The 12,639-nt window shown below is 61.6% G+C and carries 9 protein-coding genes; 7 read left to right on the top strand and 2 right to left on the bottom strand.

The genetic code is table 11. The features are described 5' to 3' along the window. Positions 1-4: 4 nt before the first annotated feature. Positions 5-859 (top strand): uroporphyrinogen-III C-methyltransferase, encoded by an 855-nt coding sequence (cobA, locus tag ACOYQJ_RS04660; protein WP_422904833.1) that lies wholly within the window; start codon positions 5-7, stop codon positions 857-859. A 289-nt stretch (positions 860-1,148) separates the two neighbouring features. Beyond that, the gene (locus ACOYQJ_RS04655; RefSeq protein ID WP_422904832.1) at positions 1,149-1,529 is read left to right on the top strand and encodes a calcium-binding protein; all 381 of its coding nucleotides are present in this window, start codon (positions 1,149-1,151) and stop codon (positions 1,527-1,529) included. A gap of 91 nt (positions 1,530-1,620) precedes the next feature. On the opposite strand, the gene ACOYQJ_RS04650 is transcribed toward ACOYQJ_RS04655, so the two are convergent. Further along, entirely contained in the window at positions 1,621-2,511 is an 891-nt protein-coding gene (locus ACOYQJ_RS04650) for a LysR family transcriptional regulator (RefSeq protein ID WP_422904831.1), read from the bottom strand. A 113-nt stretch (positions 2,512-2,624) separates the two neighbouring features. Here ACOYQJ_RS04650 and ACOYQJ_RS04645 point away from each other — a divergent pair, with 113 nt between their 5' ends. Together ACOYQJ_RS04645 and ACOYQJ_RS04640 are read left to right on the top strand one after the other, a co-directional pair. Next, complete coding sequence (locus ACOYQJ_RS04645; RefSeq protein ID WP_422904830.1) at positions 2,625-4,175, top strand: proton-conducting transporter transmembrane domain-containing protein; 1,551 nt, start codon at positions 2,625-2,627, stop codon at positions 4,173-4,175. Positions 4,176-4,189: 14 nt separating this feature from the next. Next, positions 4,190-6,598, top strand: a complete 2,409-nt coding sequence (locus ACOYQJ_RS04640; protein ID WP_422904829.1) for a YbcC family protein — start codon at positions 4,190-4,192, stop codon at positions 6,596-6,598. A gap of 502 nt (positions 6,599-7,100) precedes the next feature. On the opposite strand, the gene ileS is transcribed toward ACOYQJ_RS04640, so the two are convergent. Then, on the bottom strand, positions 7,101-10,049 hold the full coding sequence (gene ileS, locus ACOYQJ_RS04635; protein WP_422904828.1) for an isoleucine--tRNA ligase: 2,949 nt from the start codon (positions 10,047-10,049) through the stop codon (positions 7,101-7,103). A 407-nt stretch (positions 10,050-10,456) separates the two neighbouring features. Here ileS and ACOYQJ_RS04630 point away from each other — a divergent pair, with 407 nt between their 5' ends. The 3 genes from ACOYQJ_RS04630 (at position 10,457) to ACOYQJ_RS04620 (ending at position 12,523) form a co-directional block, all read left to right on the top strand. Continuing rightward, complete coding sequence (locus ACOYQJ_RS04630; RefSeq protein ID WP_422904827.1) at positions 10,457-10,705, top strand: hypothetical protein; 249 nt, start codon at positions 10,457-10,459, stop codon at positions 10,703-10,705. 161 nt (positions 10,706-10,866) lie between these two features. Next, positions 10,867-11,274 carry a group III truncated hemoglobin gene (locus ACOYQJ_RS04625; RefSeq protein ID WP_422904826.1) on the top strand — a complete coding sequence of 136 codons (408 nt, stop codon included), beginning with the start codon at positions 10,867-10,869 and terminating at the stop codon, positions 11,272-11,274. A gap of 67 nt (positions 11,275-11,341) precedes the next feature. Further along, positions 11,342-12,523 carry an FAD-dependent oxidoreductase gene (locus tag ACOYQJ_RS04620; protein ID WP_422904825.1) on the top strand — a complete coding sequence of 394 codons (1,182 nt, stop codon included), beginning with the start codon at positions 11,342-11,344 and terminating at the stop codon, positions 12,521-12,523. Positions 12,524-12,639: the final 116 nt, after the last annotated feature.

The following is a 12,639-nucleotide window of genomic DNA, read 5'->3' as shown; positions in this document are numbered from 1 at the left end:
TCTCATGAAAGCATTTCCGATGTTCATCCGTACGGCCCGGGCTGGGATCAAAGCCAGCCCCCCGCCCAAGCCGGCTTCGACTGGGCATATCTGCCTCGTCGGCGCTGGCCCGGGCGCGCGGGATCTGCTGACGCTGCGCGCGGTCGAGCGGCTGCAAAAAGCCGATGTGATCTTCTACGATCGCCTCGTGGATGAAGAGGTGCTGGATCTGGCGCGGCCCGACGCCGAACGGGTCTTTGTCGGTAAACACGTGGGCGCGCATACTTGGCCACAAGACCGCATCAACCGCATGATCGTCACCGAAGCCTGCAAGGGCAAGCGCGTCGTCCGGCTGAAATCCGGCGATCCTGGCATTTTCGGGCGCGCAACCGAAGAAATAGACGCCGCCAACGAGGCAGGCATCGCGGTTGAGCTTGTGCCCGGTGTCACCGCTGTCTCTGCCGCCGGTGCCATGCTTGGCCGCAGCCTGACAGAGCGCAACGTGGCTGACGTGCTTGTCCTCGCCACGGGAACTGGCTGCGCAAGCGATCCGGCGCCCGACAGCACGCGCCATTCCGGGCCGGGCACGACGACCGCCTTTTATATGGGAGTGCGTCATGCCGAACGGCTTGCGCATGATCTGATCGGGAAAGGTCTGCCAAGCGATGCATCGGTCGATATCGCCGTCGAAGTGTCGAAACCCGGTCAAAAGCACCTGACCGCAACGATCGGAACACTCGCCGCGACGATCAAGCGTGAAAAGATCACCGGATGCGCTGTCCTGTTGGTCACTTGGCCAAAGTGTCTTGTCATGGAAAATGTTGATTTCCCACGACACGCGGGCTTTTTGCCTGCCCAAAGGCAAGCGCTCCCGGCTTGATTTTTTGCCAAGCGGCTTCACCTGCGCCCATACCTCTTGACGTTCCGCTTTAGCGCCTCTCGGTACAGGCATTCCTCGATACACGAGCCGCCAGAATAGTCATCGTAAATCGGCCGAGGGCGAGGTCGGTCAGCGTATCGCGTATCTGAAACTCGGCGCAAATTCCAATTTCGATCTCACTTCGACCGAGATCAGATACATTGTCTCCCATTCCGGCGACTTGCACGACGTGACTCTCGGCTCTGCTTGGACGGCTTCCGTTCGGCTCAATGCGGCGGAGAAATTTCTGGTGACCGGCACCGAGTATGTCGAAGCCATTGCTCTTGCGGGAGACGATACTGCGACCATCAATTCCGGTGGGGCTGGCGTCGTCAAAGTGGGCGATTACACCATGACCGGCGGCAGCGGCGCGGACGCCTTTGTCTTCGGCGCGACATTCGGCATCGATGAGATCGCGGACTTCTTGCAAGTCGAGAGTGATCTGTTGCGGTTTGACGATGCCCTCTGGGGCGGTGGGCTGACCGAGGCGCTGGTGCCCAGACGTGCCAGCGCCGCGGCCCACCGACGCGAGGGGCTCAGAAGTTTCCTGACGCGGCTTAGGTCCGGATCAAACTCGACCTGTCGCGCTTTCGTGCCACGAGGAGGCGGGAAAGGCAGCTCTGGGAAATGACCAGTGCGGCGCGGTTCTGAAATCAGGGGACCGCAGATGCCGACAACAATATTCACCAAGGGCGCTGGGGCGTGACTGTCTTGCAGCAGATTCAAGCCAGAAGTGCGGACCCGGTGCTCCTTTCGAGAAGATCCTGAACCAAGGGATTTGGGAACCGGCGCCGAAGCGTAATGGCGAAAAAGGTTTCCTTGATCCGAGGGTGGTCCTTGGCCTCGGTGAGCCGACCGGAAGCCAATTCGTCTTTGACGACGATCGGGGCGACAAGAGCCAGCCCGATATCCTCACGGGCCAATAGGCGCAGCATGGCCATGTCATCCACTTCGGCGGCGATTTGCGGGCGCACCGAAAACCGGCTGGCCATGGCGTCAAAAGCGGTGCGTACGCTGCTGTCCGTCGTCGGCAGGATAAACGGTTGTTCAACGAGAAGTTCCCGGATCGGGCGATCTGGGTCAAGCCGCTCAGGAGTCCCGACGATGCTGACATCCTGCTCGCCGATCTGGTGCGTTTCGTAGGGGGTGAGGCTGTCGTTTGGTGGTGGGCGGTTCATGAGCACCACGTCGAGATTGAGCGTTTCCAAGCCGTCAAGCAATTCAGCCGGACTGCCCGAGCGCAGGATCACTTCAACATCCATGCGTGACAGCATCGGTCTCAGAAAGCCGATCTGGAAGTTGCGAGACAATGTCGCGAGCGCCCCCACGCGGAGCGCCTTGCGATTTTGGACAGCGCCGGTCAGGGTCGCAACAAGCTCCTGCCCGGTCGAGAAAATCGCATCCGCGTGGTCCAGCGCAATGCGTCCGGCCTCGGTCAGATGAAGCTGCCGCCCACGCCGTTCGAAAAGCGCGTGGCCAAGACGTTCTTCCAATTGTTTGATCTGAACCGACAGGGCCGACTGTGACAGATTCAGACGCTGCGCTGTGCGCGTCAGGTTTCCGTCGTGCGCAACGGCCCAAAAATATCGGAGGTGATGATAGTTCAGCGGCATATCGTTCTATTTATTAAAACGATAACGTAAGAACAATGAATTTTTCATGACAGATCGACTGCCCTAGTTGTTCGCGAAAGCTTCTTGGCCGCGAAAACTGAAGGATTCTGTTCATGGCTTATCTCTTGTTGCCCCTTGTCAGTCCCATCGTCCTGCTTGCTGCGGCACTCTATGCGGCGCGCCATCCGGGCAAACGCCCCGGAGTCGTTCCAAAACTGACCGAGGCGGCGGCCTTCGTTGCCTTTGTGATCGCTGCGCTGGCCGCAACGCTGCTTGTTGTGCAAGGGCCCGGCACCTCGCCGCTGATCGGGGTCTCTGGCCTTGGCCTGTCCGTCAGGCTCGACGCAGTGAGCACGGTGATGCTGGTGCTGGTCAGTTTTATCGGCTGGCTCGTGTTGCGCTATTCCAAGACCTACATGGATGGAGAGGTCCGGCAGGGTGCCTTTACCAGCTGGATGGCTGCAACGCTGGCCGCCGTCCTGCTGCTTGTCATGTCCGGCAATCTCTTCCAGCTTTTCGCGGCATGGACGTTCACAAGCCTGTCTCTGAACCGCCTGCTCCTGTTCTACCCCGAACGCGTCACGGCGCGCCGTGCGGCCCGTAAGAAAGCCATAGTGGCGCGGCTGAGTGAACTCGCACTGGCAGGAGCTGTCGTCCTGCTGATCGCGGAAACCGGGACCGCAGACATCGAGACCATCCTTGCAATGGCCGAGGCCAACTGGATGACGATCATCGCGGCCCTGCTGATCGCCGTTTCGGCCGTGCTGGCATCGGCGCAATTCCCGGTGCATGGCTGGTTGACCGAAGTGATGGAGGCCCCCACGCCCGTATCGGCACTGTTGCATGCGGGTGTGATCAATGCGGGCGGGTTTCTCTTGATCCGGTTCGCGGATGTGATGCTGCTTGCTCCGGGCGTCATGGCTGTCCTCGTCATGCTCGGAGGGTTTACCGCACTGTTCGGCGGCCTGGTTATGCTCACCCAGCCTGCGGTGAAGACATCGTTGGCATGGTCGACCATCGCGCAGATGGCCTTCATGATCATGCAATGCGGCTTGGCCCTGTTCCCGCTGGCATTGCTGCACATCGTGGCGCACTCACTGTACAAGGCGCACGCCTTTCTCAGCTCCGGCGAGGCTGTGCGCAACGTCGCGGCGATCCACCGTCCCGGGCCGATCGCAGTGCCAAGCGCGCGCAACGTGGTGCAGGCCTTCGCTGTCGCCATCACGATCTACGGTGTGGTCGGTGTCATTCTGGGCTTCGATGAAAAATCGATCCAGGCGATCGCCTTGGGTGTGATCCTGATCTTTGGCGTGGCCTATCTGCTGGCGCAGGGCTTTGCCGATGCCGCACCACGAGAGCTGATGCAGCGCACTGCAATCTATGCCGTAATGACCTCGGTGAGCTATTTCGCGCTTCAGGTCGTTGCGCTGTCCCTCACGGCGGGCAGCCTGCCTCCGACCCCAAGCCCCGGGCCCTTGGAGTGGGCGCTTATCATCCTCGCTCTTGCAAGCTTTGGCTGTGTCGCAGTGGCTCAGGCGACCTTCCCGCTGTGGACATCGCACCCGGCGGCGGCCGGTCTGCGCGTCCACCTGACCAACGGTCTTTATGCCAACGCGATCTTCGACAAGCTTCTGGACGGATGGTCCAAGCGCACAACAGCCTGAAAGGAACACATCTCATGTTTGCAAAACTCGAGTCCTATCCCGCCGCCCTGTTGGAGCTTGTCAACGAGGCCAACAACGCCGCCAAGGCCATCCCGCCGCTGTTTCCGCTGTCTGCGAGTGTCGCGGTAAACCCGTTCCTCGGCCAGACCGACGAGCATATGGCGCTGACCGCCGCGCGTCTGGCGCGGGTTGGAGGTGCCCGGATAATGCCGCCACGTGCGCATTGGGCCGCGAAGCTGGACGCCGGTGGAATTATCGAAGCGGACGTGCTGGATGCCTTGTCTGCGCTTGAAGGGCAGCTCAATGTGCCGACCCTTCAGGACATTAAAGCCGCCCTGAAGAAAGATGCCCCGGAGCCCAAAGCCCTTCCGACCGTGGCCGAGCTGGCCGCGGATTTTTCCGGCATTGACTGGCCCGGGGTGATCGAAGATCGCATAGGGGCATGGGCCGCCAGTCATTTCGACCAAGGGCAGGCGCTCTGGCAGCAGGCCAAGACGGGCGGCGCCTTCAGCGCGTGGCGGGATTTCGCCTCGCGCGATCTGACGCCCGAGATCCTTGGCCTCAAGGGCTTTTGTTCGTTTGTTGCTGCAACCAACCGGTCGCATTGGCGCGCGATCGGCCGCGTTTCTGAAAAACTTGGTGTGACCGCCAGCGCGGCGCCGACCGCGTTCCACCGGTGGCTCATGACGCTGGGCGGCTGGGCGCAATACGCGCGCTACCTGTTGTGGCAGGCCGAATTGGAGGGCGAACAGAACAACACAGTGACCGAGTTACTGGCGATCCGCATGGTTTTCGACGAAGCGCTGTTCGACCTCTACCAAGATCAGATCGCAGCGCGTTGGGCCAAGACCGTCGAGGCCCACGAGGCCCCTGTGACGGCGTCACGGGATCATATCATCGACGCTGTGCTTCAGGACGCGGCAGAAAGGGCGGCGCAGCGCACTCTGGCGGACAGGCTGGCGGGGGGCAAGCCGCGCGAGGCCAAGGGGCGCCCGGAAATACAGGCGGCCTTTTGTATTGATGTCCGCTCCGAAGTGTTCCGCCGCGCGCTGGAAGCGCAGGACCAAACCATCGAGACAATCGGTTTTGCCGGGTTCTTCGGGCTGGCCAGCGCGCACAAAGCCGCCGGATCGGACGTGACCGAACTGCGCGGTCCGGTGCTGCTGAATGCCGGTGTGACCTCACAGGCGGGCGAGCCGGAGAAGGCCGATCTCAACCGCCGTTACACGGCACGGGCCAAGCGCGCCTGGGGCCGGTTCAAGCTGGCAGCTGTGTCTTCTTTCGCTTTCGTAGAGGCGACGGGTCCGCTTTATGCAGGCAAACTCGTGCGGGACTCTCTGGGATTTGGCGGTAAGGCAAAGGTCGATCCAGCGCCCCAACTTGATCCGGCGATCGACCTGATCACGCGTGTTGGCATGGCCAAATCGGTGCTGACCGCCATGTCGCTTACGGATAACTTCGCGCCGATTGTCCTGCTGGCGGGCCACGGTGCCGACGTCACCAACAATCCGCATGAAAGCGCGTTGCAATGCGGCGCTTGCGGCGGATACGCGGGGGACGTGAATGCTCGGCTTATTGCAGGTTTGCTGAATGATCGTGACGTGCAGCTGGGTTTGCGTGAAGATGGGATCGACATTCCTTCGGACACGATATTCCTGCCCGCACTGCACCATACGACCACCGACGAGGTGACGCTTTTCGCGCAGGATTTGCCAGATGGTAAGCTGCCGAACGAGCTCAGCCAGCTGGAAAAATGGCTGGCCGAAGCCGGGCGCCTTGCGCGTGCAGTGCGCGCGCAACGCTTGCCGCGCGCAAATCACGACGCGACCATCCCATATCGGTCAAGAGACTGGGCCGAGACACGTCCCGAGTGGGGGCTTGCCGGATGCCGTGCCTTTGTTGCGGCGCCCCGCTACCGCACGGATGGTGCGGACCTGTCAGGGCAGGCATTCCTGCACAACTACGACTGGCGTCGCGATAATGGGTTTGGCGTTCTGGAATTGATCATGACCGCCCCGGTGGTCGTCGCCAGCTGGATCAGTCTGCAATATTACGGTTCGACCGTTGCGCCGGATTTGTTCGGTGGCGGCAACAAGCTGCTGCACAACGTGGTGGGCGGAATAGGAGTTCTGGAAGGCAACAACGGCGCCCCGCGCCCGGGTTTGCCGTGGCAATCCGTCCACGATGGTGACGGCTTCCAACACGATCCGTTGCGTTTGTCCGTGATCGTCGAAGCCCCCCGAGAGGCAATGTCCGAGATCCTCGACCGCCATCCCGGAGTGCGCGCGTTGTTCGACAACAACTGGCTTCACTTGATTGCCATGGATGACGAAGGCAAGCTGGCCTGGCGCTATAGCGGAAATCTTGAATGGACACCGTTCAACAGCCAAACTGATGTCACACGTGCAATAGCCGCAGAATAGTCAGTTTTTCCAATTGGATGGGTTTGATCTGGATGAATACCCTGTCCGTCATCGGAGAAATTAATGTTATCGCGTGCAGCTACGGTAACGATTTCGCCGGTGCCGCGATCAGGATGATGCAGCGGACTACGGCTCTGGACGCCACGAATGAACAGATGCGGAAGTACCAAGGTACTGTTTGTGTATCTGTCCGGCATTCAGCGGGTTGCCGGTTTTTTGCCTGTCGTCAGACCCAACCATGATCTATTGGCGATGACTGCTGGACCCGATCCGACAGGGAATTGAGCCTCAGAAACCAAGCGTTTCCAATGCAGTTGTGCATTGCAATCGCCTCGGGATTTTTCCCGACCGAATGCCCGAAATCCGCCAAGGTTCGAAGCTCAGAAAGTTTCGAAAATTCAAAAGGCTGGCGCAAAGATCGCGCCAGCCTCATTCCGTGTCAGGGCCACCAATGGGAGCGCGTCACTGAGCGTGGCGGCCCTTTCCAATTGACGAGCCCCTCTTAGCCAAGGGCTTCGTTACAGCGCTTGCAGGTGCCTGCGTGCGCGTGCTGGCCGACGTCCGGCAGGATTTTCCAGCAGCGCTGGCACTTCTCGCCCTCTGCCTTTTCGAAGACCACACCGACGCCTTCGACCTCCGGCATGCGGAAGGCCTCGTTTGGCATCGGGTCCCCGGTCAGGCGGACGTCTGAAGTGATGCAGATGTCTTCGAAGGTGACCGACTTCAGCGCTGCCAGCATTTCGGCATCGCGCACATGCACGACAGGCGCCGCTTCGAGCGAGGCGCCGATGACCTTCTCGGTGCGCTGCACTTCCAAGGCCGCGGTGACGGCGCGACGCGCGCGGCGGACCATCTGCCATTTGGCGGCAAGCGGTTCATCCAGCCAGTCCATCGGCGTGTCCGGGATGTCCGTCAGGTGGACCGAGCTGTCATCGCCCGGGAAACGCTCCAGCCAGACCTCTTCCATCGTGAACACGAGGATCGGCGCCAGCCAGGTGGTCAGGCGGTGGAACAGCAGATCCATGACCGTACGGGCAGCACGGCGGCGCGCGGTATCGCCGTCGCAATAGAGCGCGTCCTTGCGGATGTCGAAGTAGAACGCCGACAGTTCCAGCGTGCAGAAGTTGAAGACCTGCTGGAACACACCTTGGAAATCATACTCGGCATAACCTTTGCGGACGACGTGATCCAATTCCGCAAGGCGGTGCAGGATGTAGCGTTCCAGTTCCGGCATGTCCTGCGGGTCGACGCGCTGGCTGTCGTCAAAATGCGCTACGGCGCCCAACAGATAGCGCATGGTGTTGCGCAGCCGTCGATAACTGTCCGCCACCCCTTTCAGGATCTCCGGCCCGATCCGCAGGTCGGCGGTGTAATCGGACTGAGCGACCCAAAGGCGAAGGATATCAGCACCATACTGTTTGGTGACGTCCTCGGGTGCGATGGTGTTGCCCAAGGACTTTGACATCTTGTTGCCCTTGGCATCCAGCGTGAAGCCATGGGTCAGCACACCGCGATAGGGCGCACGGCCCTTGGTGCCGCAGGCCTGCAACATCGAGGAATGGAACCAGCCGCGATGCTGGTCGGTGCCTTCAAGGTAAAGATCGGCGATGCCGTCCTTTGCGCCGTCCGGCCGGTCGCGCAGCACAAAGGCATGGGTCGAACCGGAGTCGAACCAGACATCGAGAATGTCGAAGGTCTGCTCGTAGGCGCCGGGGTCAACGATGCCTTGAAGGAAGCGTTCCTTGGCGCCATCCTTGTACCATGCGTCCGCACCTTCGGCCTCGAACGCCTCGGCGATGCGTTGGTTCACCTCTTCGTTGCGCAAGAGGAAGTCCTCGTCCGTCGGCAGGGTGCCCTTCTTAACGAAGCAGGTCAGCGGCACTCCCCAAGCGCGCTGGCGCGACAATACCCAGTCCGGACGCGCCTCGATCATCGAGTAGAGGCGGTTGCGGCCGGTCTGCGGAGTCCATTGCACCAGTTGGTCGATGCTGGTCAGGGCACGCTGGCGGATCGTCTTGCCATACTCGTCCTGACCATCACCAACCTCGCGGTCGATGGCGGCGAACCACTGCGGTGTGTTGCGGTAGATCACCGGCGCCTTGGAGCGCCAGCTGTGCGGATAGCTGTGGGTCATACGGCCACGGGCGATCAGGCCGCCGGCCTCGACCAGCTTGTCGATCACGGCGGTGTTGGCCTTGCCCTCTTTGCCCTTGTGGTCGAACACCCGCAGGCCCGCGAACAGCGGCACATGCGGCAGAAATTCCGAGTCCTCGCCGACGTTGTGGGTCATCTGGTCCATCCAGCCGCGTGCGACAAAGCACTCATAGTCGTCCTGCCCGTGGCTGGGCGCGGTATGCACGAATCCGGTGCCCGCATCATCGGTGACATGCTCGCCGTCGATCATCGGCACGTCGTAGTCCCAGAAGCCGTCCGCGCCCTCGATACCCCGGAAGGGGTGGGCAAGGGTCAGCGCGCCCAATTCCTCGGCGGAAACGTCGCGCACACGGGTCCATTGGCTGTCTTCAAGGCGGGCTTTGCCCAGCACTTCTGCGGCCAGCGTGTCTGCCAGAACATAGGTGTCGCCAACAGAGACCCAGCTTTCTTCGGGTGTGCCGGTGACTTTGTAGAGGCCGTAGGCAATGCCGGGGCCGTAGGCGACGGCCTTGTTCGAGGGAATCGTCCAAGGGGTCGTCGTCCAGATCACCACACGGGCGGACAGCAGATCGGTATCGAGGCAGGCCCCGGTGTTATTGAAATCGCTGGCCGAGACGACCCGGAACGGCACCCAGATCGTGTGGCTCTTGTGATCGTGGTACTCGATCTCGGCTTCGGCCAATGCGGTCTTTTCGACCGGCGACCACATCACCGGCTTGGAGCCTTGATACAGCGTGCCGTTCATCAGGAAGGTCATGAATTCCTCGGCGATCACCCGTTCGGCGTGGAAATTCATCGTCAGATAGGGATCGGGCCAGTTGCCGGTGACGCCAAGGCGCTTGAATTCCTCGCGCTGGATGTCGATCCAGCCCTCGGCGAATTTGCGGCATTCCTGACGGAAGTCGATGACCGGGACTTCGTCCTTGTTCTTGCCCTTTTGGCGGTACTGTTCCTCGATCTTCCACTCGATCGGCAGGCCGTGGCAGTCCCATCCGGGGATATAGCGCGCGTCATGGCCCAGCATCTGCTGGCTGCGCACGATGAAATCCTTGAGCACCTTGTTCAGCGCATGGCCGATGTGCAGGTGGCCGTTGGCGTAGGGCGGGCCGTCATGCAGCACGAAATCGGGGCGGCCCTGTTTTTCGCGCAGGCGGTCGTAGATGCCGATCTTTTCCCAACGCTCAAGCCAGCCGGGCTCGCGCTTGGGCAGGCCTGCGCGCATCGGGAAATCGGTCTGGGGCAGGTTCAGGGTATCTTTGTAGTCGGGCAGGGTGGTGTCAGGCGTATCGGCGCACATCTGTGGCGTCCTTCGGGTCTTGCGGAAAACTCAGGGTGTGGGGGCGGCGCGAAAGTCCATACGCCTTGTCCCGGCGGCTCGTATCGTCAGAGCGCCGGGCATGTAATTCGAATGATGATGGCGAAGCAAAACATCATGAGCGCCTTATAGGCGGGCTTTTGCGCAGCGTCCAGAGACCGGATGCCCCAGATGGGGTCGGCGGGGGTCCGCGCATCCTGTGTGACCCGATGGGCTGGAAATTGCCCATACGTCAACCTGAGCTTCGAACAGGCTGGAACTCGCTCAACTAAAAGGCGACTATGAGCGAGGCTTTACCGATAAATCCGCGTTTGAACAGGCGGGGATGACGCGCCGGTCGCGGTGCGTAACAAAAGAATTTGAGGATGCGAGTTCAGGAGACCGACCAAATGAGTTTTGAGATACAGGATCATTATTTTGCCCGGCTTGACCCGGAGGATACAGGCGACAATTTGCGACGCCGCGCCGATCAGGCGACACGCGGCCGGGCGCGCTCGCGACTTGGGTTTGGCGTGGCACTGTTGCTGGTGTCGGCGCTGAGCATCTTGCTGATACAGACCGGGCGCGATCCGCTGGGCTCGGGGGTTATGGCGCATTTCATGTCTGACAACGTGACCAGATCAATTGCAAGTGACTGATCTATTTGGCATTCCCGCGCGTTTGGCGCACGGGTAGCCACATGGGGAGGTGGCGTCGGGGCATCGCAGCGGCTCGGGCGTCACAACATTGGGGACGGCGGCTCTGGCTCACCTCGGCCAGAGCCGCTATGACTCCGGGGTATTGATTGTTCAGAGGCTCCATGTCTGCGAATCCCCCGAAATTTGACATTACCCGCGATGAGATCGAGCGCGTCGTGGCGGCGTTTTACGCCCGAATCCGTACCCATCCGGGGCTGGGGCCAATCTTTGCAGCGCATGTGACAGACTGGCCGCCGCACGAGGCCAAGGTCGCTGGGTTCTGGGCCAACGCGATCCTACACGAGCGCAGCTATAACGGGAATCCGCTGGAGGCACACCGAGCGGCGGGCAATGTCCGCCCCGGCATGTTCGAGACATGGCTGGCGCTGTTTGATCAGGTTTTGCGTCAGGAGCTTGAACCGGATCAGGCGCGTGCCTGGTCCGCCTTGGCGCATAAGATCGGGCAGTCGCTTCGGGCGGGCGTGGTCGAGCGCATCAAAGGCCCCGGCGGCGTGCCGATCCTGCGCTAAGCTGCGACAGCGCGACACTTGTGCCTTTCGGGCGTTCAGACTTTTCTGGATACGCGGAGGGCAGGGGATGCGCGTGACATTGAAGATTGCCGTGGCAGGGGCCGGGATTGGCGGATTGGCAGTTGCGACGGGGTTGGCGCAGGCGGGCCACCGGGTTCAGGTCTTCGATCAGTTTGATGCGCCCGCGCCGGTTGGCTCGGGTCTTGTGATCCAGCCTGTGGGGCTTGAGGTGCTGACGCATCTCGGCGCGGGCAAGGCAGCTTTGGCGCAGGGCAATCAGGTGCATCGGATGCTGGGCCGCGAAGCAGACAGCGGGCGCCGCGTGTTGGACGTTAGCTATCGCACGGGCAAGCTGGCGCGCTTTGGCCTTGCCATTCACCGCGCGGCCCTCTTCGACGCCTTGTTGGAGACGGCCATACGGTCAGGTGTGGACATCTGCCCCGGGCGCCGGGTGACAAGTGCTTTGGACGGGCATGTGCAGTTTGACGGCGGCAGCGCCGGACCCTTCGATATGATCATTGACGCCTGCGGGGCCGGGTCGCCGCTGTCGCCATTGAAGGCCCGCGATCTTGACTACGGCGCGCTGTGGGCGACGGTGGATTGGCCTGCCGGCAGCGATCTGCCGCGCGACGAGCTGCGGCAAGTCTATCGAAAAGCGGATCGAATGCTGGGGGTGCTGCCAATCGGCACGGTTCCCGGGCAAAAGGGGCTGAAAGCTGCGATCTTTTGGTCTTTGCCGCGCGGTGGGTACGTGGATTGGCTGGCGAAGGGGCTGGAGGCCTGGCGCGCTGAGGCCTTTGGGCTTTGGCCCGCCTATGGGTCTTTCGCACGGCAGATCACCGATACTGCGCAGATGACCATGGCGCGCTATTCACATGGGACGCTGGTCAAACCCTATGGGCAGGGCGTGATCCATATCGGCGATGCGGCGCATCGAGCCAGTCCACAACTTGGGCAGGGGGCGAATATGGCGCTGCTGGATGCCTGGGCTTTGGTGCGGGCGATCAAGGTGGCGCAGGGCGATGCGGATCTTGCGGCGCTTTATTATGCGCGCGCCCGGCGTTGGCACGTCTGGGGCTATCAGACCATGAGCTGGCTGTTTACCCCGCAATACCAGTCCGATAGCCGCCTGCTGCCCGTGATAAGGGACCGCGCCCTCTTCCCGTTATCGCAGGTCCCGCCGGTTCCCAGGGCCTTGTCGCGTCTGGTGTGTGGGGACCTGTTACCTCCGGTGGGATCACTGGCGTAGCGCCCCCAGTCTGGGGCCAATTCTGCGCTTGGTAGCTGGCCGCACGGCGATCCGAGCGGCGATGGACAAGGCGCAGGATGATGGCCGGAATACCCATCGCGATCCAAAAGCTCTGG

The organism is Pacificoceanicola algae (assembly GCF_049341065.1).
Lineage (GTDB): Bacteria > Pseudomonadota > Alphaproteobacteria > Rhodobacterales > Rhodobacteraceae > Pacificoceanicola.
The sequence above is the reverse complement of the archived record's forward strand: the minus strand, read 5'-3'. Positions and strand labels throughout refer to the sequence as shown.

Excerpts from the sequence above, each read along its gene's own strand:
- cobA (WP_422904833.1), top strand. The coding sequence starts at position 5 with ATGAAAGCATTTCCGATGTTCATCCGTACGGCCCGGGCTGGGATCAAA.
- ACOYQJ_RS04650 (WP_422904831.1), bottom strand. The coding sequence starts at position 2,511 with ATGCCGCTGAACTATCATCACCTCCGATATTTTTGGGCCGTTGCGCAC.
- ACOYQJ_RS04645 (WP_422904830.1), top strand. The coding sequence starts at position 2,625 with ATGGCTTATCTCTTGTTGCCCCTTGTCAGTCCCATCGTCCTGCTTGCT.
- ACOYQJ_RS04640 (WP_422904829.1), top strand. The coding sequence starts at position 4,190 with ATGTTTGCAAAACTCGAGTCCTATCCCGCCGCCCTGTTGGAGCTTGTC.
- ileS (WP_422904828.1), bottom strand. The coding sequence starts at position 10,049 with ATGTGCGCCGATACGCCTGACACCACCCTGCCCGACTACAAAGATACC.
- ACOYQJ_RS04630 (WP_422904827.1), top strand. The coding sequence starts at position 10,457 with ATGAGTTTTGAGATACAGGATCATTATTTTGCCCGGCTTGACCCGGAG.
- ACOYQJ_RS04625 (WP_422904826.1), top strand. The coding sequence starts at position 10,867 with ATGTCTGCGAATCCCCCGAAATTTGACATTACCCGCGATGAGATCGAG.
- ACOYQJ_RS04620 (WP_422904825.1), top strand. The coding sequence starts at position 11,342 with ATGCGCGTGACATTGAAGATTGCCGTGGCAGGGGCCGGGATTGGCGGA.